Source organism: Streptomyces tuirus (assembly GCF_014701095.1).
Taxonomy (GTDB): domain Bacteria; phylum Actinomycetota; class Actinomycetes; order Streptomycetales; family Streptomycetaceae; genus Streptomyces; species Streptomyces tuirus.
This window is the reverse complement of the sequence record NZ_AP023439.1, coordinates 5,677,991-5,701,079: the sequence shown is the minus strand read 5'-3', so window position 1 is coordinate 5,701,079 and position 23,089 is coordinate 5,677,991. Positions and strand designations below refer to the sequence as shown.

General features: G+C 70.6%; 16 protein-coding genes and 1 pseudogene. 3 read left to right on the top strand and 14 right to left on the bottom strand.

All coding sequences use genetic code 11. The features are described from left to right. Positions 1 to 144: 144 nt before the first annotated feature. The 9 genes from IGS69_RS26185 to IGS69_RS26145 form a co-directional block, all read right to left on the bottom strand. A complete protein-coding gene (locus IGS69_RS26185; RefSeq protein ID WP_190902931.1) occupies positions 145 to 1,017 on the bottom strand; it encodes a hypothetical protein in 873 nt (290 codons plus the stop codon). After that, positions 1,007 to 1,297 carry a hypothetical protein gene (locus IGS69_RS26180; protein ID WP_190902930.1) on the bottom strand — a complete coding sequence of 97 codons (291 nt, stop codon included), beginning with the start codon at positions 1,295 to 1,297 and terminating at the stop codon, positions 1,007 to 1,009. Before IGS69_RS26180 ends, IGS69_RS26185 begins: the two co-directional genes overlap by 11 nt. Before the next feature lie 442 nt (positions 1,298 to 1,739). After that, positions 1,740 to 2,636: a tyrosine-type recombinase/integrase gene (locus IGS69_RS26175; protein ID WP_190902929.1), complete on the bottom strand. Its 897-nt coding sequence runs from the start codon at positions 2,634 to 2,636 to the stop codon at positions 1,740 to 1,742. 113 nt (positions 2,637 to 2,749) lie between these two features. Then, the gene (locus IGS69_RS26170; protein WP_190902928.1) at positions 2,750 to 4,291 is read right to left on the bottom strand and encodes an RNA polymerase sigma factor; all 1,542 of its coding nucleotides are present in this window, start codon (positions 4,289 to 4,291) and stop codon (positions 2,750 to 2,752) included. 425 nt (positions 4,292 to 4,716) lie between these two features. After that, positions 4,717 to 5,604, bottom strand: a complete 888-nt coding sequence (locus IGS69_RS26165; protein WP_190902927.1) for a FadR/GntR family transcriptional regulator — start codon at positions 5,602 to 5,604, stop codon at positions 4,717 to 4,719. A gap of 161 nt (positions 5,605 to 5,765) precedes the next feature. Next, positions 5,766 to 8,036 carry an ATP-binding cassette domain-containing protein gene (locus tag IGS69_RS26160; protein WP_190904649.1) on the bottom strand — a complete coding sequence of 757 codons (2,271 nt, stop codon included), beginning with the start codon at positions 8,034 to 8,036 and terminating at the stop codon, positions 5,766 to 5,768. Between the two features lie 146 nt (positions 8,037 to 8,182). After that, positions 8,183 to 8,941: an NUDIX hydrolase gene (locus IGS69_RS26155; RefSeq protein WP_190902926.1), complete on the bottom strand. Its 759-nt coding sequence runs from the start codon at positions 8,939 to 8,941 to the stop codon at positions 8,183 to 8,185. Positions 8,942 to 9,070: 129 nt separating this feature from the next. Then, a complete protein-coding gene (locus IGS69_RS26150) occupies positions 9,071 to 10,990 on the bottom strand; it encodes a glycogen debranching N-terminal domain-containing protein (protein ID WP_190904648.1) in 1,920 nt (639 codons plus the stop codon). Between the two features lie 626 nt (positions 10,991 to 11,616). Beyond that, a complete protein-coding gene (locus IGS69_RS26145; protein WP_190902925.1) occupies positions 11,617 to 13,569 on the bottom strand; it encodes a DUF4192 domain-containing protein in 1,953 nt (650 codons plus the stop codon). Between the two features lie 140 nt (positions 13,570 to 13,709). Between IGS69_RS26145 and IGS69_RS26140 the strand changes: the two genes are divergently transcribed. After that, positions 13,710 to 15,875, top strand: coding sequence for a RecQ family ATP-dependent DNA helicase (locus IGS69_RS26140; RefSeq protein WP_190902924.1), 2,166 nt, complete (start codon positions 13,710 to 13,712; stop codon positions 15,873 to 15,875). 310 nt (positions 15,876 to 16,185) lie between these two features. Next, on the top strand, positions 16,186 to 16,797 hold the full coding sequence (locus tag IGS69_RS26135; protein ID WP_190902923.1) for a hypothetical protein: 612 nt from the start codon (positions 16,186 to 16,188) through the stop codon (positions 16,795 to 16,797). A gap of 281 nt (positions 16,798 to 17,078) precedes the next feature. On the opposite strand, the gene IGS69_RS26130 is transcribed toward IGS69_RS26135, so the two are convergent. The 3 genes from IGS69_RS26130 to IGS69_RS26120 all read right to left on the bottom strand — a co-directional run bounded on the left by IGS69_RS26130 (position 17,079) and on the right by IGS69_RS26120 (position 19,248). Further along, on the bottom strand, positions 17,079 to 17,708 hold the full coding sequence (locus IGS69_RS26130) for a hypothetical protein (protein WP_190902922.1): 630 nt from the start codon (positions 17,706 to 17,708) through the stop codon (positions 17,079 to 17,081). 68 nt (positions 17,709 to 17,776) lie between these two features. After that, the gene (locus IGS69_RS26125) at positions 17,777 to 18,478 is read right to left on the bottom strand and encodes a ribonuclease HII (protein WP_030845438.1); all 702 of its coding nucleotides are present in this window, start codon (positions 18,476 to 18,478) and stop codon (positions 17,777 to 17,779) included. Between the two features lie 149 nt (positions 18,479 to 18,627). Next, positions 18,628 to 19,248: a TetR/AcrR family transcriptional regulator gene (locus IGS69_RS26120; RefSeq protein WP_190902921.1), complete on the bottom strand. Its 621-nt coding sequence runs from the start codon at positions 19,246 to 19,248 to the stop codon at positions 18,628 to 18,630. Positions 19,249 to 19,435: 187 nt separating this feature from the next. Between IGS69_RS26120 and IGS69_RS26115 the strand changes: the two are divergent. Further along, positions 19,436 to 20,980, top strand: a pseudogene (locus IGS69_RS26115) (MFS transporter); the annotation flags it as partial. A gap of 351 nt (positions 20,981 to 21,331) precedes the next feature. Here the strand turns inward: IGS69_RS26115 and IGS69_RS26110 are convergent. Next, positions 21,332 to 22,237, bottom strand: a complete 906-nt coding sequence (locus tag IGS69_RS26110) for an ADP-ribosylglycohydrolase family protein (RefSeq protein ID WP_190904647.1) — start codon at positions 22,235 to 22,237, stop codon at positions 21,332 to 21,334. A gap of 12 nt (positions 22,238 to 22,249) precedes the next feature. Then, entirely contained in the window at positions 22,250 to 22,909 is a 660-nt protein-coding gene (locus IGS69_RS26105) for a histidine phosphatase family protein (protein WP_190902920.1), read from the bottom strand. Between the last annotated feature and the right edge of the window lie 180 nt (positions 22,910 to 23,089).

The window sequence follows — 23,089 nt, the reverse complement described above, 5'->3', positions numbered from 1 at the left end:
CGAACCCGCCGCAGTTCCCCTGGGCGGCCCCGAGCCCACCCCGGCAGGAATGCATCCATGCCGGGGGTGCCGTCCGGGCGTCGCTCCTTTTGCTCTGCTAGTCCGTCACTGGAATTCCCTTCTGCAGGCAGCTGGAGTTAGGGGTCAGTCGCCAAAATGGGGGAAGTCACCTGCTCGCAGGACATGGGCAAGGTCCGCCGCAGTCTCTATAAACTCCTCCGCGTGCCAATGGAGTGCGGAGCCCTTCGCCTTGAGGAGGGTGAACTCACCGCTCAAAGTCGAGACGAACGAGTCCTCGGCATCGGCGACGGCGTCGACGTTCCGAGCTGCCGCCAATAGTTCCTCGTAAGCCTTGGCAGCTGCGCGGCAAGCCTCGGCGGCATCGGAAACCGTGACCCTGAGGTAGCGGCCGTACTTGTCCACCTCCCCGGGTAGGTTTTCGCCGGACTGAAGCTTGGCGGCGAAACCTCCCGCCTTCTGGCCGACAAGGCGCTCGGCCTCTTCCTTCTTGCGGAGGGTCTCCTTGCGCATCCTGCTGGCCTCGGCGGTCTTTGTCTGCTTCGCGTTCCGGGACTCCTGCCGGTACGTCTTGCCGTCGAGCCCGGTTATGGCAGTCGACTTCGTCGGGGCTTCGTGATCCCCGGCCGTCCCGCAGATCGGCAACACGTCGGGGTCGGCTGTGCCCCTCCCTGGTGACACAACCGTGTCACCTGAAAGATCACGACGCACGGTCTCGCGGCTCACCCCCGTCGCCGCCTCGATGGCGCGGAGGCTCATGCCTGCGTCCCGCATCAAGGTGACGATGCCCGACCGCTCCTCGCGGGGCAGCCGGAGTCGCTGGGCGGAGTCGAACTCCTCGGCGCAATAGCGGTCCCACGACTCGTAGCCGAGGGCAATCCAAGCCCGCATCTCATACGCCTCCACGATCAGACCCCACGCGGCGGTGAGCGTGGTCTTGATCTCGTCGGTGAGCTGCCGGGCACGGTCGCGGTCGGCGGCTTCGATCTCAGGCGGCATCGCGGCCACCTCCGCCCTTGGTGGCCCGGCGGACGGCGGCCTTGGCAGCGCGTGCTCGTGAGGATGCCAGAGCGAGGCGCTTGAAGTACGCCCTCCGTGCGTGGTCAGCACGGCGTGCGCGCTCTTCGGTGGTGAGGGTGCCGTCCGGATCCACCTCACGCTCGAAGCGGTCGAGGAACGCCTTGCGAGCAGGGGCGGTGTGTGCGGAGGGGTCGTCGCAGTTGGCCCACAACGTATGGGCGGCGATCTGAGCTCGCAGGGAGCGCTCAGCAGCGCTCATGGAACGCGCGGTCATGACAGCAGGAAGTCCTATCCTTAAGGATCTTCCCGGTCCGTCATCCGGCCTGTCTTAGGCCACCGGTTCAAGTCACTGCCGCGTGCAGCTCGCGCCGACGGTTACTCAGCGGGCAAAGCGCTGGACCGCCGAGGTTAACACGCGCCGTGCGGGAGCGGAGTGATCTTCACCGCCGGTTGCTGTTCGCCGGTCTTCCCATACTTGCGGTACGGGGGTGTGACCAGCCCCCTCACCGACTCGAAGTCGAAGACTCCGCAGGCCTCGTGACGATCACCGTTCCACCATTCCAGGTCTCCGTCGGACGTCACATGGGCGACTTTCCGCTTGCACGCAGTACAACGCAGCATCAATACGATCTGGGCCGGCTGCTGGAACGGCGAGCCTGGCGGGGTTGTCCGCGCATTCCAAGAGGGCCTCATGTAGTTCTTCACAGGTCCCCTAGGTTGAGTCGGCGGGCTTCCTCGGCCGCGCGACGCTCGGACGTCGAACGGGTGTAGCGGTCGATCATGTCGCGCCGCGACCAACCCGCCATGGCCATCAGACCGCCCTCGCTTCCCCCGGCGGCGAGCCATCGCCCAGCGGCGGTGTGGCGGAGCACATGCGGGTGGAAGTCCGGGATCCCGGCCCGGTCAGCGCGGTACCTCAGAGCGACATACAGGCCGTCATAGGTGAAGCCCTTGCCTCGCTCGCCGAGCCACAGGGCAGGCGTCTGGGCGAGCCGGTGCGTCCTGCGGTCCCGGATGTACCGGTCAAGCGCTTGGGCCGTCTGCGGGCCGACGGGCACGGTGCGACCCTTTCCTCCCTTGCCTCGCCGCACGATGGCCGCCCCTCGCTTCAGGTCGATGTCGGCGACGCTCATGCCGACGATCTCGCCGGCTCGCGCCCCGGTCTCAGCCATGAGGCGGACGATCGCCTCGTCGCGCCGGTCGCGAAGATCTTTGCCCTTGCACGCCTTGATCAATGCTCGGAGCTGGTCGTCGTCCAGCTCCTGGACGACCTTGTGGTCGAGCTTCGGCGGCTTGAGGGTCAGGAGCTGGTCGGTGTCGATCTCACCCTCGTCGGCCAACCAGGCGCTGAAGCGGCGTACGGCCAGCTGCCGGGACCGTGCGGTGGACGCCTCCGCGCCCCCATCCAGCAGGGCGGAGACGAAGGTGTTGACCGTGGGCCGGTCGAGGATCGGTGGGCATTTTGCCACCTCACACCACCGCAGGAAGGCGCGCACCCCGTCGCCGTAGGTCTTCAGGGTCTGCTCGCTCTTCCGCTCGGCGGCGAGGTGGATGAGCCAGGAGTCGAGGAGTGAGGCTATGTCCGGATATATGACCATGCCAAAAGCATATGCCAGGAGGTGCGATATCTGGAGTAGCAGCGTTGTGCTGGCACACGAAAGCGCCCCCGACCCGCAAAGCAGCAGGTCAGGGGCGCCGGAGTGGATCTGACTCAGTCGAGGTAGTCGCGCAGCACCTGCGAACGCGACGGGTGGCGGAGCTTCGACATGGTCTTGGACTCGATCTGGCGGATCCGCTCGCGCGTGACGCCGTAGACCTTGCCGATCTCGTCGAGGGTCTTCGGCTGACCGTCGGTGAGGCCGAAGCGCATCGAGACGACGCCCGCCTCGCGCTCGGACAGGGTGTCCAGGACGGAGTGCAGCTGCTCCTGCAGGAGCGTGAAGCTGACCGCGTCGGCCGGAACGACGGCCTCGGAGTCCTCGATGAGGTCACCGAACTCGCTGTCGCCGTCCTCGCCCAGCGGGGTGTGCAGGGAGATGGGCTCGCGGCCGTACTTCTGGACCTCGATGACCTTCTCGGGGGTCATGTCGAGTTCCTTGGCCAGCTCCTCCGGGGTGGGCTCGCGGCCCAGGTCCTGGAGCATCTGGCGCTGCACGCGCGCGAGCTTGTTGATGACCTCGACCATGTGCACCGGGATACGGATGGTGCGGGCCTGGTCGGCCATGGCGCGGGTGATCGCCTGACGGATCCACCAGGTGGCGTACGTGGAGAACTTGTAGCCCTTGGTGTAGTCGAACTTCTCGACGGCGCGGATCAGACCGAGGTTGCCCTCCTGGATGAGGTCCAGGAAGAGCATGCCGCGGCCGGTGTAGCGCTTGGCCAGGGAGACCACCAGACGGAGGTTGGCCTCCAGGAGGTGGTTCTTGGCGCGGCGGCCGTCCTCGGCGATGATCTCCAGCTCGCGCTTGAGCTTCGGGGCCAGCTTGTCGGCGTTCGCCAGCTTGTCCTCGGCGAACAGACCCGCCTCGATGCGCTTGGCGAGCTCGACCTCCTGCTCGGCGTTGAGCAGGGGGACCTTGCCGATCTGCTTGAGGTAGTCCTTGACCGGGTCGGCGGTGGCTCCGGCGGCGGCGACCTGCTGGGCAGGCGCGTCGTCCTCGTCCTCGTCGGAGAGCACGAAGCCCGCGTTCTCGGTGGTGCCCTCGGGCTCCTCACCGGCCTTGCCGGGGGCTGCCTCCTCGAGCACCTCCTCCTCGACGATCTCGGCGTCGTCCTTCTTGGCGCCGGTCTTCTTGGCCGCCGTCTTCTTGGCGACGGTCTTCTTCGCTGCCGCCTTCTTGGCGGTCGCCTTCTTGGCAGCCGCCTTCTTGGCGGGTGCCTCCTCCTCGGCAGCGGGCTCGTCGGCGGGCGCCGCCGGCGTGGCGGTGGCAGTGGCCTTCCGGGTGGTCACCGCCTTGGCCGCGACCGTCTTGGTCGCGGTGCGCTTGGCGGGACTCTTCGCTGCGACGCTCTTTCGGGTGCGCTTGGGTTCTGCGGCACTGACCATCAGCGTCACACCCTCTTCCTCGAGGATCTGGTTGAGGCTGCGCAGTACGTTCTTCCACTGAGTGGCCGGAATCTGGTCAGCTTCGAAGGCCCGACGCACGTCATCGCCGGCGATCTGCCCCTCAGCCTTTCCCCGCTCAATGAGCGCCATGACAGAGACGGACTCGGCGATCTCCGGCGGGAGCGTACGGGATGTGCTGGCCGACACGAACAACCTCTCGGAACGTTGGAAAACGGCTTCCGGCCCCGTCCACAGTGGACAGGAGCCGACCGCCGGCTTGGGGATGGGCCGACGGCGCGGGCGGGGGCCGGGGAGATGCACAGCGCCGTGAACGACGTCCGTATTCCCTCCGCGGCTGTCACCTCTTAGGTCATCGCGTTCTTCCCACGAGCGTTACGCCCAATCTGCGTGGCCCGAGTCACACCCCGTAAGCGAACAAAAACGGTCAGACGCTGACAAATGAGGTCACATACGGTTCGACCCGGCCGCCCTGCCGGGTCCCGGCCCCTTCGCGCCGTCGGACCCCGCAGGATCCCAAGGATCCCACGGGGTCCGATGGGAGGCGGATCACCGATCAGGCACTGCCACAGGAGGGGGGTGGCACACCCGGCCGCGCCGCCCGCGGAACTCGGTCAGTGCTCGCGCGGGGCGGGCACGACCCGTTCCACCTCGGGGTGGACCGTGAGAAGTTGGCGCATGGCCGCTTCGGCCGCCGTTCCGTCGCCGGCGGCGAGGGCGTCGCAGATGCGACCGTGGTGCGCCAGGGACGTCTCGTTCGGCCGGTCACAGCCCGTGACCGGGCCGCCGGAGACCTGAAGGGCCGCGGACACGATCCCGGAGAGGTGCTCCAGCATGCGGTTTCCCGCGACCTGGATGAGCAGCGAGTGGAACTCGGAGTCGGCGCGGGAGAAGGTGAGCGCATCACCCTGGGCCATCGCGTGCCCCATGATCTCGACCATGTCCGCGAGGCGCTGCTGGACGTCCTCGCGTCCGTGCCCGGCGGCGAGGCGGGCGGCGAGCGGCTCGATCGTCCACCGCAGCTCGTTCAGCTCGCGACGCTGATCGTCGCGCTGCGGCCCGAAGGCCCGCCACTCGATGATGTCCGGGTCGAGGAGATTCCAGTCGCTGACGGGGCGCACGCGCGTGCCGACGTTCGGACGGGCGCTCACCAGACCCTTCGCCTCCAGGACGCGGAGCGACTCGCGGACGACTGTGCGGGAGACCTCGAAGCGCTGGCCGATCTCCTCGGGCACCAGGGGGCGGTCGGCGCCCAGATCGCCGGACACGATCATCTGACCCAGCTGTTGGACGAGTTGGCCGTGCAGCCCTCGGCCGCGGCTGCCCGCGGCGCGGCGGCCCACGCGGCCCAGCTCGGAGTCCCCGCCGTCCCAGGCAGGGATCCCGACACGGTCGACGGCGGGCGCCTCGGCGTACGGGTAGCGGTCGAGTTCGCCCGGGCTCGCGAGGCCGGAGTCAGCGGAGCGGGCGGCGGTCATCATGGTGTGCGCAAGGGTACTCACGCATCCTTTGTCGGCGCCGCCTCCAACTCCCTTGAGGTCTTTGGTGAAAAGCACACGAAAGGGTGATCGCTCACCCCGTCGCAATTGACGCCTTATCGGAAAGAAATGGGCGTTCTGCGGGGAGTTGTGCGCATGGCCGGACTAAGGGTTACGGACAGTCGTCACCGGAACCTGCTGCGCAGGGTGGTGAGCAGATACGCGCAGAGCAGCGCGGTGAGCGACAACGCCAGTGCGGCGCCTACGGGTTGGGAGACCACGCTGAGCACGGCCTCCAGGTAGCGCTCGCCTCCGAAGGGCCACCGCGGCAGAAGGGCCTCCCGCAGCCGCATGGGGAGCCCGGCCGCCGTTCGCACGGACGGTCCGTTCACGAGCTTGTGCACGACAGGTACGACGAGGAGGGGGACGGCGCCCACGGCGGCGAGTCCGGCCGAGGTGGACCGGAAGACGCCTGCGGCGAGTACTCCGGCCCAGGCGCAGCCGACCACGAGCCCGATCCAACTGGCACCCAGTGGGAGCCAGTCGACGGGAACCTGGGCGAGCTCCCGTCCGTAGACGAGATAGAGCACTTCGGCATCGCAGCCGACAGTGAGGACGGCCAGCACCAGCGCGGTGGCCGAGGAGACGAGCAGTTTGGCGGCCAGCAGCCCCAGCCGGCGGGGCACGGTGCCGCGGTCCGCGGCCAGGGCGGGGTGACGGAACTCGTCGCCGAAGGCCAGCGCGCCGAGCAGGCCCGCGCCGAGCGCAGCGGGCGGCAGGGGAAGCTCCTGCGGCCACGCGGCCAGCAGGCGCGGCTGCGGAGTGTGCCCGATCCGTGCGAGCACTACGGCGATCACGGCGGACACGGCGAGCGTGACGGCCCCGGTCAGGAACCCGGTGCCGATCCCGGTGGCGCGGCGGATCTCGTAACGGAGAGGGCGGAGGGGGCTGGGGGCGGAGCGGACGGAGATGGGGGGCGGCAGAGGAGGCAGCGCGTCGAGCGTGCGAACCGTGCGGGCACGGGCGGGGCGCGGCGTCCTGTGCGGCGAGGCCGCGGTCGCCGCCGGGGAACCGTCGCCTGGGTGATGGGCCGAGGAGGCACCCAAGAGCTCATCCGGCTCGGCGTCGGACAGCTGCGGTTGCCCGAAGGACAGCGACGGGGGGTTCGCGACCGGCTTCAGTGCGTCCGGGTGGGATTCCGGCGCGGGTGTGGGCGACGACTCATCCGTGGGGGCTGTCGGATCTCCCGTGGAGGGAGAGGGCTCGCTCGTGACCGACTCCAGCGCGTCCGGGAGGGACGCCGACTCAAGACTGGGACGTGACTCGGTCGTGTGGGCCGTGGGGTGTGGTGTGGACGGTCGCGAAAGGTCGAGAGAGCGTGCCTGTTCTCCGGGCTGGGGCACGAGGGTTGTCCGGTGTACATCAGTGGCGCGGTCCGACTCATCGAGACTTCGGTCGTCGGTCACCTCGGTAGTGCGTCCTGACTCCACGAGATCCCGGTCATGCGACGCGTCAGTGATGCGCCCTGCCTCGACGCGGGCTCCGTCAGACACTCCGCTTGCCTGAGCGCTCCCCGCACCGGGCCCCATGTCCCCGATCTCGTCGGCGAGTTGGTGAACGACGATGCCGTGGCGGAACGCGATCTCGCCGATCTCCGCGCACGTACCGCCGTACACCGAAAGGCGGTTGCCGCCCTCGTGGACGACTTCGACGGAGCGCCGCGAGCTGCGGGCCTGCTTGGCCAGGAGAAGCGCCAGACGGGCCGCGTGCGGGCTGCGTACGGCGACTCGGGGGCGGAGGCGGGTGCGCGAGAACTCCGCGGCCTCCTGGTCGGCCACGAGCCTGCCCTGTTCCAGGGTGACGACCCGGTCGGCCGTGCGCGCGGCCCCCTTGGGGTCGGACGTGGTGAAGAGAACCGTGCCGCCCTGGGCGGCGTGGGCGCGCAACATGCCGTGCAGCCAGGTGCTCTCGCGCGTCGAGAGCCCGGCTGCGGGGTCGTCGAGGACGAGGGTGTGCGGATCGGCCAGGAGGACACAGGCCAGGCCCAGGCGCCGGTCCATGCCGCGGGAGAGGGTGCCGAGGCGCTCCTCGCGCAGGCTCACGAGCCCGACGGCCTCCAGGACTTCGTCGGCACGCCGGACCGGGACGCCCGCGGCAGCACACAGCATGCGCAGATGACCCCGGACCGTGCGGGCGGGATGCCCGGGCACATCGCCCAGCAGCACACCGACCTCGCGCGAGGGATGGGCGATGCGATGCAGGGGGCGGCCCCGGAAGTGGGTGATGCCACGCCCCTGTTGCAGTTCGAGCATCAGTCTCAGGACCGTCGTCTTGCCGGCGCCCGGCGCTCCGAGCAGCGCGGTGATGCGGCCCGCCCGCGCCTCGAAGGAGACATCGTCGGCCGCGGGCGGAAGCTCTTTGCGTGGGTTGCTGGTCAGTCCGAAGGCCTCGATCACTCGCAGCAAGATAGCGCGCTATGTCCGGTTTTTCGGGCACCCTGAGGTCCGTCTCGGGCAGGACGGGCGCCCGCGACCGGACTGCGTGCGGGCCGAGTTCCGGGCCCGGCGAGACCCACGGCGGGTGTGCACGGCAGGCTTGCCGGTCACACCTCGGGGCGCAGCATCGGGGGATTGAGCAGCGTCGCGCCGCCGGCGCGGAAGAGCTGGGCCGGGCGTCCGCCCTGGCGGGTTGTCGTCCCACCGGTGGGAACGAGGAAGCCGGGGGTGCCCGTGACCTTGCGGTGGAAGTTGCGTGGGTCGAGCGCCACGCCCCACACCGCCTCGTAGACACGGCGCAGTTCCCCGACGGTGAACTCGGGCGGGCAGAAAGCGGTGGCCAGCGAGGAGTACTCGATCTTGGATCTGGCGCGCTCCACTCCGTCCGCGAGGATCTGTGCGTGGTCGAAGGCGAGTGGCGCCACCGGCTCGGCGTCCCGCCCGTAGCCGCCCTGCTGCAGCAGTTCCTCGACCGGGGCCCAGCGCGCGTTGCTGGCGTCTCCGCCGGCCCGGGGCGCGGGCAGGTCGGGGGCGAGAGCGAGGTGGGCGACACTCACGACCCGCATCCTGGGGTCCCGCTTGGGGTCTCCGTAGGTGGCGAGCTGCTCCAGATGTGCACCGTTGTCCTGAGCCGGGACGGACGGGTCGTGGACGCTCAGTCCGGTCTCCTCGGCCAGCTCCCGGGCCGCGGCCTGCGCCAAGTCCTCGTCGGCCCGTACGAAGCCGCCGGGCAGCGCCCAACGCCCCTGGAACGGCGCTTCGCCCCTGCGTACCGCCAGCGCACAGAGAGCATGACGGCGCACGGTCAGTACGACCAGGTCCACGGTGACGGCGAAGGGCGGGAACGCTGACGGGTCGTAGGGCATGCGGCGATCATAGTCGTCTGCCTGACGATAAACACTCCCTTCTTCGGTCCCTTCCCTTACTGATCCACTTCGGTCGGGTGCGAACTCCATCGCTTGGCAGCCGGTCCTGAATGCGCACGTCGCCGCACGTCAAACCCCCAGTTGCAGTCCGTCGTCCGCCTCCTCGACCATGGCGAGCCCCAGCCGGCTCACCCGAACGGAGAACGGGGCGCCCGCCACGCGCAGTCCGGTGAAGCCGATCTCCCCGAGGGGTGCGCTGCGCAAGGGCCGCAGGGTGACCGTCCCGGCCGGGGCGTCGGGGCGGATACCGGCGAGCGTGGTCAGCAGCAGCACTCCGGCGGCCGCTGCTGTGGCCGCGGGGCGGCAGGCCGCCGGGTGCGGGAGCGGAGCACTTCCTGCGGTGCGCTGCTCCCCCGCGTACATCTCGGGCAGCCGGTGGTCGAAGGTCTCGGCGGCCGCCAGGACGCCGCGCAGCAGCGAGCTCGCCTCCTTCTCGTAGCCGGCGGCGGCCAGCCCGGCGACGGCGAGTGCCGACTCCTGGATCCGTACGGCTCCTGCTCGGTGGCCGAACGGATTGAATCCGGGTGCCTTCGCGCCCAGACCGCGCAGGCCCCACCCGGAGTCCATGACCGGGCCGCCGAGCAGCCGGGCGAGCTTCTCGGTCCGGATCTTGTCGAGCAGACCGGGTGCCAGCTCGCCCCCGCCCAGCAGGCCGGTGTCGAGGAGGTGCACGGCGGCCGCGCCGAGGTGGGGAACCAGGCTGCCGTCCGGGGCACGGGCTGCCGCGGGCCGGCCGCCCCCACGGTCCTCCACCCAGAAGTCCCGTGCGAACGCGGTCCGCAAGGCCTCTGCCCATTCCCGGAGTGCCGCTCCCCCCGCCCGACCACAGGCGTCGAGCAGGTCGGCACCGAGCAGGGCGGCGCGGTGGGCGTGAGCCTGTGTCTCACATCGGAGGGGCCCGCCCGGATTCGGATCACGCAGGTAGGTGCCGTCGCCCACGGTGGTGCGCAGCCACGCCAGGCAGCGCTCTGCGGCGGGCAGCAGCTCGTCCGACTCCTGGTCGGGAAGGCCCCAGCGGCGGGCCTCGGCGAGCAGGGCGGGGAACAGCAGCGTGGCCTCTGTACCGGTGCACTGCGGCGGCAGGTGCGGCCCCGCGTCCCGTCTGGGGCCGGGGATCATTCCGGATTGCGTGCCAGGGCCGGTGAGTTGGGTCCGGGCGAGGATCCGCAGCGTCCCGGCGGTGAGGCCGGTGCCGAGCGGCAGCGCCATCCGGGCGGCGGCCAGCGCGTCGGCGGGGGCCAGACCGCAGCGCCAGGGTGCGCCGGCCGCGAGGTGGGTGTCGGCGGGGTTCGCGGAGTCGCGCAGGAGGAGGGCCTGGAGGTCCTCGATACTCGTCCGCAGCAGGGCTGAGGCTCTCGGCTCGTCGCCCTCCGCACACGCCGGGGCCAAGGGGCTGGTCGCGGCTCGTCCCGCGGCTCGGAGGGGCCCAGCGCCGTCCGGCCGCACCCGCAGCTCCACGGTCCTACTGCCACCGGGGGGCAGGTCGAACTCCCACCGCAGCAGCCCGGCCGAGGCGAGGGCGTCAGAGGGAGGCGGTTCCGCCGTGACGGACGCGTTTCCGGTGGCGCAGGACCAGCGCAGGCCCGAGCCGTGCACGCTGGCGGCGAGTTCGGGGCCTGCGCTGCCCGAGGCGATCGCCCCGAGATCGGCCAGATCCGTACCCAGGACGATCTCGACCGGCAGCCGCAACGGGCGGGGAGCTGCGCTGTGCAGGGTGATCCGCTCGGTGCCGTCCGCGAAGCGGTTGCGTTCCACGATCACGTCCGGGTCCGGGCCCGCCTGCGGTGATGCGCGGAGCGTGCTCACGAACCTGGCGCGGTCGGCCGAGACCATCCGGGCCTGTACCGCGAGGGGTTCCCGTCCGGCGACACGGATCTCGCACCGGGAGAGCACGCGCCGCCCGGCACGGTAGAACCCCTCCAGCCCGCGACCGGTCAGTTGCCCCTCGTCGGTCGAGATGGCCAGACCGGGTAGGGCGACGCAGATCATCGCGGTGTGGGCGGGTGGCAAGGCGGTGGACCAACGCAGTCCGGGGACCGTGGCACCCCGGGGCGGAGGCGACGACGCGTACCCCGGGGGTGCCGGAGTCCGTCCTTGAGCAGCGGGCGATGAGACCGCGCCGAACCCCGTACCCGCACCAGGGTGACGATTCTGGGCCGTCCATCGGAGAGGCGATCGGCCCGGGCCTGGTGCTGACGGCGGGCGCGAGTCGGGACCCGTGGGTGCAGAGGCGGCGCTTGACGTGCTGGTGGGGAATCTGGGCCCGTAACCGTCGAGCCGTGCCGCTGTTCGCGGAGAGGCAGCCCGCTCCCCCGCCCCCGGTACTCCGGACCCGGGCGGTCCCAGACCCGAACCGAGGGGTGGCGGGGACCCGCGCTGGGGGCGGCGGTCGTCGGCGGCATCGGGCGGAGTCGGCTGTTGCATGGGGAGGCTTCCTCTGCGCTCAGTGCGCCTCGATCGTGTTCGGCGCCGGGGCCGGAGGGCTCCGGCGGAGCGGGGGCAGTGCGGCGTCACGGCCGGTGCAGCCGCTCCGCCACTCAGGTGAACGGCGGGGGCGTCCTCCGAGTCACGCCCGTCGCCCGTCGCCTTGCGCATCGAGGTCGCCCGGCGATGGCTCACTCCTGATCGCCCCCGCCGTGCCCCGGCGGTACGGCCTCCTGGCCCGTGTCCCGGCAGGGCATGGCCGCCTTCTTGGAAAGCCGCGCACGCGTAACGGGGGTCCGCATGCTGCCCGGCCGCGTAGAGCTCGCCGTTGTGGCACGACCTGGGCGAGGACCCGTTTCGGCAGCACCGGCGGGGCGCGTGCTGTCCCCCGGCGTGCGCCGCCGCGGAGCCCGAGCTCCCCCCTCACGGTCTTCCACGCCGGTACGTCCTGGGGCTGCGCCCGTGGTGCCAGCAGGGCGGGAGCGGCGGCGACGACGCGAGGGCACCGCTGCCGGCGAGGGTGCTTCGGATGACCCGGTCTCGGGCGTCACCGTTGATGGCGAGGGCTTGCCGAAGGCAAGGGAATCGGGAGTCACCGCCGCGGGTGAAGACTTGCCGAAAATCCCGGAGGCGGGCGTCACCACTGCCGGCGACGACTTGCCGAAGACCTCGGAGTCGGGCGTCACCACTGCCGGAGAGGGCTCGCCGGGTCCGGTATCGGGCAACGGCGCCACTGGGGGTGAGGGCTTACCGAATGCCCCGGAGTCGGACGGCGCCGCTGCCGGTGAACGCCTGTCGCATGGCCCGGTCTCGGACGCCGAGGTCGTCCCGCGTGCGGCGGAGTCGGCCCCAGCCGCCGGTGGCTCCAAGAGGTCGGTCACCACGCGCCCACGGTCTTCGCGCTCCGATCGAAGGCAGCTCCGGATCGTCTCCGGGTCGAGACCTTCGTTGCAGGCCTGGTGCAGAAGACGGGCGAAGAGGTAGTCGGGATCGGCACCCAGGGCCATGGCCAGGGCTTCTCGGGCCTCCAGTTCGTCGCCGGTGGACCACGCGACCCAGCCGGCCAGGGTGAGCGGCGCGGCGGCATGTTCGCCGTAGGGCCCGACACAGCGGCGAGCCAATGTCCTCCAGAGGCGAAGGGCGTGTCCGGCCTCGTCGCCTTCCATCCACTCGGCAGCGCGGTCGCGGGTCGCTCGGTCCTGGAGGCCGAGGATCAGCCGGGCGGCCTCGTCGTGCCCGACCAGTTCGTCGTCGCGGAGATCCGCCAGGAGCATGCCGGAGGCGGGCTGTGCCTCGGCGAGGCGGTCCAGGATCCTCCCGGCCAGTGCCAGCGTCTCGTCGGCCACGGCGACGCGGCCCGTGTCGTCCAGGATCTTCGGCACCAGGGCCATGCTGGCCGCGTCCAGGGCGGCCTCCTGCTCGAGTGCCGCGGCACTCTCCCAGGGGAGCAGCCGGGCCCGGAGCTCCCGCAGCGTGCCGCGCACCTGGATGCCGGCGTAGGTGGCCGCAGCGGCCAGCACGGAGGTGCCGGGCAGGCCCATGGGGGCTCCCTCGGGGGAGCAGCATGCCGCGTTGTCGCAGCAGTAGGACCAGTAGCGGCCCTCCGAGATGCACAGCGCCTCGACGACCACCACGTCCAGGGATCCGCACTCGACACGCAACCTCTGGGCCAGAGGCCTCAGCCGCTCCATCACCTGCCGGCCGGTCTGGCCCCTCTCCGGTTCCTGGCACAGGAAGGCGACCATCGACTCGGGCCGGGCCCCTCGGCGCTCGCTGCCCGTCACGAGGCCGTGGGACAGCTGCCGGGCCGCGGACGGCCAGTCGTCCGCGTTCGCGGGGATACCGAGCCGGGCCCGGCCCCCGAACCGCCCGCGTCCGTCCCTGTCGTGCAGCGCGACCAGGACGATGCTGTCCTCGGGGCGGTATCCGAGCAGGTACGGCAGGGCGTCTGCCAGTTCGGCCGGGGTGCGCAGGGTGACCTGGTGCTCGTCGCCGTGACTGCCGTACACGGGGCTGGAAGCGCGCGTCCCGGACGGGTTGCTCTCCTTCCTCTCCTCTTCGTCGTTCGTGTGCCCGCCCTGCGCCGCGCGCCCGGCGATGTCACCGTTCTCGGGGGATCCGGTCGTTTCGCTGTGGTTCGTCATGCGAAGACGATCTCGCGGAACACAAACCTCCGCTTGAGCCTGTGGATAAGTCCGATCAGGGACACGTCACCCCACAGCCGCCGTCCACAGGTTCCGGTGCGCGGCTACGGATGTCAGTGCCGTCCTGTTGTATGGAACGCATGGAGCACACGAGCAATGCGGAACTCCGGGCGGCGGCCGACGCGGTCCTCGCCCGTCTCGTCGGGGACATCTCGGGAGAGGCCAGGCTGCGCGAGGACCAGTGGCGGGCGATCGAGGCGCTGGTCGCCGACAGACGCCGTGCCCTCGTCGTCCAGCGCACGGGCTGGGGCAAGTCCGCGGTGTACTTCGTGGCGACCTCGCTGCTGCGGGCGCGGGGCAGTGGCCCGACGGTGATCGTGTCGCCGCTTCTCGCGCTCATGCGGAATCAGGTCGAGGCGGCTGCTCGGGCGGGCATCCACGCCCGGACCATCAACTCCTCCAACACCGAGGAGTGGGACGCCGTTCAGGACGAGATCACCGCAGGCAAGGTGGACGTCCTCCTGGTGAGTCCTGAGCGGCTCAACAACCCGGACTTCCGGGACCAGGTGCTCCCTCGACTCGCGGCCGCGACGGGGCTCCTCGTGGTGGACGAGGCCCACTGCATCTCCGACTGGGGACACGACTTCCGGCCGGACTACCGCCGGCTGCGCACGATGCTCGCCGATCTCCCTCCTGGTGTGCCCGTGCTCGCGACCACCGCAACGGCCAACGCGCGCGTGACGGCGGACGTCGCGGAACAGCTCGGCACCGGCGGCAGCTCGGACGCCCTCGTGCTCCGCGGTCCGCTGGACCGGGACAGCCTGAGCCTGAGCGTGCTGCGCCTGTCGGACGCCGCGCACCGGATGGCCTGGCTCGCCGAACACCTCGACGAACTGCCCGGGTCCGGAATCATCTACACCCTCACCGTGGCGGCCGCCGAAGAGGTCACCGCGTTCCTCCGGCAGCGGGGGCACACGGTCGCGTCGTACACGGGCAAGACGGAGAACGCCGACCGCCAGCAGGCCGAGGAGGATCTGCTCGACAACAAGGTGAAGGCACTGGTCGCCACCTCTGCGCTCGGCATGGGCTTCGACAAACCCGACCTGGGTTTCGTGGTGCACCTGGGCTCGCCCTCCTCCCCCATCGCCTACTACCAGCAGGTGGGCCGCGCCGGGCGCGGTGTGGAGCACGCCGAGGTGCTGCTGCTCCCGGGCAGGGAGGACGAAGCGATCTGGAAGTACTTCGCGTCGCTCGCCTTCCCCTCGGAAGACCTGGTGCGCCGCACCCTCGACATCCTCGGGCACGCGGAGAAGCCCCTGTCGCTCCCCGCACTGGAGCCGCTGGTGGAGCTGCGCCGCTCCCGTCTGGAGACCATGCTCAAGGTCCTCGACGTGGACGGGGCGGTCAAGCGGGTCAAGGGCGGCTGGATCGCGACCGGGCAGCCGTGGACGTACGACGCCGAGCGGTACGCGTGGGTGGCACGTCAGCGCGAGGCCGAGCAGCAGGCCATGCGCGCGTACGCGTCGGCGACCGACTGCCGTATGGAGTTCCTGCAGCGTCAGTTGGACGACGAGGCCGCCAAGCCGTGCGGACGCTGCGACAACTGCGCCGGTCCGCGCTTCGCCGCCGACACCTCCGAGGAGGCGCTCGACGCCGCGCGTGTGGACCTGGGCCGGGCCGGTGTCGAGGTGGAGCCCCGGCGGATGTGGCCCACCGGGCTGCCGGCGATCGGAGTGGACCTCAAGGGACGCATCCCGGCCGGCGAACAGGCCGCGTCGGGACGCGCTCTGGGGCGCCTTTCGGACATCGGGTGGGGCAACCGGCTTCGGCCCATGTTCGCACCGCAGGCACCCGACGGGCCCGTACCCGACGACGTGGCGAAGGCCGTGGTGGATGTGCTGGCCGACTGGGCCAAGGGGCCCGGCGGCTGGGCCCCGGGCGCTCCGGAGAGCGGGCCGCGCCCGGCCGGCGTCGTCACCGTCGCCTCGCGCACGCGTCCGCAGTTGATCAACTCCCTGGGGGCGCGTATCGCCGAGATCGGCCGACTGCCGTTGCTCGGAGCCGTGGAGTACACCGGCGACGCGTTCCCGGGTTCTCGGAGCAACAGTGCCCAGCGGCTCAAGGCCCTCGACGGGGCTCTGGCCGTGCCGCCCGCCCTCGCGTCCGCGCTCACCGAAGCCCAGGGCCCGGTCCTCCTGGTGGACGACTACACGGAGACCGGCTGGACTCTCGCGGTCGCGGCCCGCATGCTCCGACGCTCCGGCGCGCAGGGGGTGTTGCCGCTGGTGCTGGCTGTGCAGGGCTGACGTCGTACGGGGACCGGGGCGGCCACCCCGGCACGCCTCTGGACGCCGGACACCCCCATGGCGTACGAACGTGTCGTGCTCGAACGCCCCATGGGTGGTCCGGCGACACACACGGTGGGGATATTAGCGGCGCATCATCTGATAACGGTCGGCTGCCTCAATTGCTCGTTGCCGCATTCAAGTTCGACAGGAAGAATTGAAGTCCGCTCCCGCACGGCTCGCCGGCCGCTCCGGTAGGGCTTTGCTGCGGTGCGCGCTCCCAGGAATCCGACCCCGCCCGCAGTGTGGGCGCGTAGCCGAAGGGAGGACCGTGACCTTCGGATTCGCTCCGGCCTCGGCAGCGGCGTCGATGTCCGCCGCTTCCGCCAACCGCTTGCTCGAACCCGCGGAATGGGCCGCCGCCGGGATCCCACTCCTGCGCAATCCCCGTGAGATCGTCAGCGGACTGCACGCCCGGCACCACCCACAGCCGGCGACGGCTGTCGTCGCCGTGGTCGACCCGGACGAGCGGCTGCTGGCGAGCGCCTCGTTCGTGCGGCGTGCGGCCCCCGCCGACGGCTGGATGTTCCGCAACGCGCTGCTCGCGCAGCTGCGCCGGGTCATCCCGCACGATCTGCGTCGCCGCACGCCGGTGCGCACCGCGGTACTGCTCTACTGCCGTGAGGGCGACGCGCGTTGGACGGAGGAGGACGGCGCGTGGATGTGGGGATTGCGCGACGCGTGCACCCTGCACGGACTGCGCTGCGGGGCGTACATCACGCTGACCCGTGACGGATGGCAGGTCCTGGGCGAGGGCCGCGGCGGACGCCGCCCTCACTCCGCGTCCGCACCGGAACCGTTCGCCACGTCGGAGGCACCGCCACCCATACCGCGCACCGGCGGCGCCTCCGAGGTACTGCGCCGCGCAGCGGCGGCACGCTGAGCCCCGGACAAGCCGTTTCATACGGACCCGGGACCACACTTCGTCACACGGCACGCCACGACTTCGACGACGGGCCGGAAGAGGCCGTCCGTCCCCTGCACAGGACGAGCCGCAAGCACGGCGGGCCGCCGCGGCCATAGAAGCGCTCCTCGGGCCGGGCGGGTCACCGCACGGGCACGGTCCCCCGCCCATCGGGCATGGTGGACAACGGGCCGGGCGGTGCCGCGACAGCGGCGCCTGAAGTCAACCCCCAGCGCCCTGCCGGGCGCTACGGCACAGGCTCAGACGCCCGCGCCCAGCACCGAGTTGATCCGCTGCGGGTCACCGCAGACGATCAGCAGGGCACCGGCCCGGGAGTGGGCCAGGGAGAGGGCACTCACGGCAGCGTCCTCGGGGCCCCCGTTGACGGCGACCACGGCCACCGGACGCGACGCGGCGCGGGCCGCGATGGTGACGTCCGTGTAGAAGACGTCGTCGCCGGCGTCGTGCTGGGCCCAGTAGGAGGTTTCGCCGAAGGACAGCTCGTGAGCAGCCCACGGGTGATGCTCCCCGGTCGTGATCACCAGGATGTCACCGGGGGCACGACCGGAGTCCAGCAGCAGGTCCACGGCCTCTTCGGCGGCGTCGAGCGCCCCCTCCACGGAAGCGGGGATCAGCTGGATCTGCGGGGTGACCGGCGCGGCGGCACCGGCGGCGGGACCCGACGGAGCGGGCTTGGTGGCCACATCACGCGGAGTCCGTTGCATGGGCGGCGCCGGCCGCGGAGGGCCGGGACGACCGGGACGCGACGGAGCCGCGGGACGGGGGCCGGGTACGGGACGGGGGGTCGGCGCGGTACGGCCGCTGGCCGGAGTGGCGCGGGGACCCTGGGCACTCTCGTGAATCTGAGGCTCCTCGGGAATGAGAGGCATGAGTTGATATTTATCAAACGTTGGTACGACCCGCGTCGGCGGGTGGCGCATGTGCGCAAACGAAACCGTCAGAAATCGAAGCCGAGCTGCCCCTCGATCTCCGGAACACTTCCGTCCGCCCAGCTGCGGACCTTCTTGAGGTGCCGCCACTGGGGCAGCGCATCAAGATACGCCCACGACAACCGGTGGTAGGGGGTGGGGCCCCGCTCCGCCAGTGCGGCCTTGTGCACGGGCGATGGGTACCCGGCGTTGTCCGCAAAACCGAAGTCTGCATGGTCGATACCCAGTTCGGCCATCATTTTGTCGCGCTGGACCTTGGCGATCACCGAGGCCGCCGCGACCGCCACACACGACTGGTCGCCCTTGATCACCGTGCGGACCCGCCAGGGCGCACCGAGGTAGTCGTGCTTGCCGTCGAGGATGACCGCGTCGGGACGCACGGGCAGTGCGTCCAGCGCACGTCCCGCGGCGAGCCGCAGCGCGGCCGTCATCCCCAGAGCGTCTATCTCCTCCGGCGAGGCATGACCCAGTGCGTACGACGTCACCCAGGTCCGCAGTTCCTCAGCGAGGGTGGTGCGTCGTTTGATGGTGAGCAGCTTCGAGTCGGTGAGCCCCTCGGGCGGACGGCGCAGTCCGGTGATCGCCGCGCAGACGGTGACGGGACCGGCCCACGCGCCGCGGCCCACCTCGTCGACACCTGCAACGATCTTCGCTCCGGTCGTGGCTCGAAGGGAGCGCTCGACGGTGTGAGTAGGCGGTTCGTACGGCATGGCGCACCTAGATTACGCCGCCCGGAACCGCCCGCGACACCCCGGTCCGCCAGGGCGGCCCCTCCGCCCTCGTGAGCGTCCATCGAGCATCGTCCGGCCGCGGCGCGGGCCGTCGCTCGATTCGAGCACAAGCCTCCTCGCCGACAGCGTCAGGCACCATGCGGCCGCAGCAGCGGAACCATCAACTGGTCGATCATCTCCTTGACTTCACTGTCCTGCCATTCACAACCGCACATCTTGGAGCGGTACATCATCATGGCCGGTATGGCGTCGAAGACATAGCTGTTGGCGGCCTCGGGACGCACCTCGCCGCGCTTGATCCCGCGGTCGACGACCTCTCGCAACATCTTCATGGTGGGCTCGACGACCCCGTCGAAGATCACGCCGTGGAAGCGTTCGGCCTGCGCCGTGTCGCACTCGTGAATTACCGAGCGAAGCGCGAAGCCCGGGCGGGAGAACATCGCGTCACGCGCCAGCAGACACAGTGCCAAGAGGTCCTGCCGCACGCTTCCTTCATCCGGCGCCGCGTCGAACTGCGGCAGCCCGGCACGCAGGGCGTCGGCGACGAGATCCTCCTTGGACGGCCACCGCCGGTAGACCGCGGCCTTGCCGGTCTGGGCGCCGGCGGCGACACCCTCCATCGTCAGGCCGTTCCAGCCGACAGTGCTGAGTTGATCGAGGGCGGCGTCGAGGATCGCACGTTCGAGGACCGCGCCGCGGCGGCGGGCGGCAGTCTGAGCGGGGGCATCCGCCCAGCTGGGGGTAACCATCTGACTCTCTCCAACGAGCAGAGGAAGCGGGCATTCCGGGGATGGGGGACGCGCCGGACGGCCAGACAGGGGGACGTGCCGACCGACGACGTCTTAAGTGAACGCTTGCGTTCACTGTCGGGGACTCACTACCGTAGGCGCGGCAGTGAACGCCCGCGTTCACTAACGCACTCGTGGGGGACCCATAGTGACAACCTCTCCATTGCTCCAAGATCAGAAGCCAGGCGCGGCGCGCCGCCAAGGACGCCCCGGCATCGCGCTCACCGTCATCGCGGCCTGCCAACTCATGGTGGTACTCGACGCGACGATTGTGAACATCGCGCTCCCGCACATTCAAGCAGCGCTCGAGTTCAGCACCACCGACCTCACCTGGGTCGTCAGCTCCTACACCCTCACCTTCGGCGGCCTGCTGCTCCTCGGCGGCCGCGCCGGTGACATCCTCGGACGGCGCCGGGTCTTCATGACCGGCATCCTCCTGTTCACCCTGGCCTCGCTGCTCGGCGGGCTGGCCCAGGAACCGTGGCAGCTGCTGGCCGCCCGGGTCTTGCAGGGCGTGGGGGGCGCGATCGCCTCGCCCACCTCGCTGGCGCTCATCACCACCACGTTCCCCGAGGGGCCGGAGCGCAACCGGGCCTTCGGTGTCTTCGCCGCGGTTTCCGCGGGCGGTGGCGCCATCGGCCTGCTCGCGGGCGGCATGCTCACCGAGTGGCTCGACTGGCGTTGGGTGCTCTTCGTGAACGTGCCGATCGGTGTGCTGATAGCCGTGCTCACCCCGCTCTACATCAACGAGTCCGAACGGCACTCCGCCCGCTTCGACATCGCCGGCGCCGTGACCTCGACCGCCGGCATGGCGTCCCTCGTGTACGGCTTCATCCGCGCCGCGGACGAGGGATGGAAGGACCGCCTCACCATCGGGTCCTTCGCAGCCGCCGTGCTGCTGCTGCTCGCCTTCGGGATCATCGAATCCCGGGCCAAGGAGCCGATCACCCCACTGCGCATGTTCGCCGACCGCAACCGCTCGGGCACGTACGTGATCATGCTGAGCCTGGCTGCGGCGATGTTCGGCATGTTCTTCTACATCGTGCTGTTCGTGCAGAACGTGCTCGGATACAGCCCGATCCAGGCGGGGCTCGCCTTCCTGCCCGTGACGGTCGTGATCGCGCTCGGCGCCGGTCTGTCCCAGCGATTCCTGCCGGTCCTGGGCCCCAAGCCCTTCATGCTCGTGGGCTCCGCGCTCGCGATGACCGGGCTGGCCTGGCAGGCACTCATCAGCTCCGACAGCTCGTACGTCAGTGGTGTCCTCGGCCCGATGCTGGTGTTCGGCTTCGGCATGGGGCTGAACTTCGTGACGCTGACGCTCACCGCCGTCTCCGGCGTCGCTCCGCACGAGGCGGGCGCGGCCTCCGGGCTGCTCAACACGACGCAGCAGGTGGGTGGATCGCTGGGCCTGTCCATCCTCACGACGGTCTTCGGCACGGCGACGAAGGACGAGGCCGAGAAGCAGCTTCCGCAGTTCATGGCCGAGGGGACGGCGGAGCAGAAGGCGGAGTTCGCCAGGACGCACCAGCTGCCCGCTCCCTGGGGGCACGAGGTGTTGGCCCACGGCATCTCGACGGCGTTCATCCCGGCCGCCGCGATGGCCGTCCTCGCCCTGGCCACGGCCTGGTTGGTGATCCGGGTCCGCAGGAGCGACCTGGAGGCACTCTCCGGTTCTGCCGGACCGGGACTCGGCCGACGGAGCACCGCGAACCGGCTCCGGCGCCTCGCCGGCGGGAGCAGCAGAGGCCCGTCGGCGACTGTCGGGCCGGTTCGTGCCCCACTGCGCAGGGGCGGGTCGCGGGCGGCACGGCGAGACCGGCAGCAAGACCACCCTCGAGCGACCCGCACGACGCGCGACAGCGCCGCACCAGCGGATCAGAACAGCGACCAGAACCTCCATGACCACCCCCTCTCCACGAACCCGGACGTCCGGGTTGCGCAAGCCCCGACCGCTGACACAGCGGATATGGGAACAACGGACGGCCGATCACGGAGAGTTCCCAGGATGTACGGAGAGTTTCCGAAACGGAGGGCGAGTCCTGCGTCAGGCCGACGTGGGCACCCAGTCCGGGAGCGGCTCCGTCCGCTCGGCCCATTCGGCGGGCGGCGCCCCCGCCTTCCCCGCGGCGATGACGCCGCCGGCAATGGCGCACGTGGTGTCGACATCCCCGCCGACCTGGGCGGTCGTCCAGAACGCCCGCTCGTAGTCGCCGAGGCTTCTCGCCGCCGACCAGAGGGCGAAGGGCACGGTGTCGTGGGCGGTCGTCCGCCGCCCGCACCCCAGTACCGCGGCGACCGTGCCCGGGTCGCCGTAGTCGAGCATGTCCCGCGCCCTGCGGAGTCCCGCGCCCACAGCGCTCTTCGGTACCAGGTCGATGACCCCGTCGAGGAGGGCTTCGGCTCCTGGCGGCCCCTCGGGGGCGGCGGCGAACGCGGCTGCGGCCGCGACGGCCATGGCCCCGACGACGGCCTCGCGGTGCTGGTGGGTGGGGTAGGCCGAGATCTCCGCCTGGTGGGTCGCCTGCTCCGGATCGTCCGCGTACCAGGCCCCCAGCGGAGCGATCCGCATCGCCGCGCCGTTGCCCCAGGAGCCCTGCCCCTTGAAGAGCGCGGAGGCCAGTTCCCGCCAGTCGCCGCCCTCCCGGACGAGCCGCAGCAGACGGTTGACCGCAGGACCGTAGCCCCGGTCGAAGTCGTGGTGCTCGGCGAAGGAGTGCGCCAGGGCGTCCTGGTCGATGCGGTGGTGGGCGGCCAGGACGGCGACGACCGAGCCGGCCATCTCCGTGTCGTCCGTCCACTGCCACGGTCCGGAGGGCACCTCTCGACGCTTGAGCAGCGGGTAGTTCACCGGCACGAAGTACTGGGAGCCGAGGGCGTCCCCGACGGACAGTCCGCGCAGGCAGGCCAGGGCGCGCTCCAGGCGCACGTCGGGGGAGGAATCAGCGGTCATCGCCCTGCCACTCTATCCGGTGATCCCATAGGGCTCGGGATCTCGCCAACGGTCGAACGGCCGGTCGAGCGTGTACTTGCCGTCGTCCCCCAGAACGAGCATCCGCACCTCGCCGTTCCCCGGGTTCGACAATGACTCGAACTCCGCGACCGTCCAGTGGAACCACCGCATGCAGAACAGCCGCATCGCCAGGCCATGGGTGACGATGAGGACGTTCGGCGGGTGGTCGGGGTCCTCGAAGCTGCGGAACAGGCTCTCCAGGAAGCCGCCGACCCGGTCGTAGACGTCGGCACCGGACTCACCCTGGGCGAATCGGTAGAAGAAGTGGCCGTACGCGTCCCGGTAGGCCTTCTGGAGACGGACCTCGTCCCTGTCCTGCCAGTTGCCCCAGTCCTGCTCGCGCAGCCGGGGTTCCTCGCGCACCCGTATGAGTCGGGGGTCGAGGTGGAACGCGCGCAGCGTCTCGTGCGTACGGCGGTAAGGGGAGACGTACACGCTGACGTGCTCGTCGCCGAACCGCTCGCGCAGCTGCTCTCCCGTCGCCTCCGCCTGCCGCCGACCGCGCTCGGTCAGCGCCAGGGCGTGGTCGGGTTCACGCTCGTAGACGGAGTCATCAACATTGCCCGTTGATTCGCCGTGCCGGACAAGGACGATGCGCCGTGGTCGTGCCATGCCAAGACCCTAGATCGGGTGAGGTCGGGTGGAGCACTTCCCCCGCACCCATACGGCGTAGGTCACACGTTTCGTGCACCACAGGTCACATCGGTCGCACGCTTGTACGGGCGGAATGGTTCCGTCCGCGCCCATCCGGTGCCACAGGACCCGTATCGCAGTATCCAGACAGGACCCGTA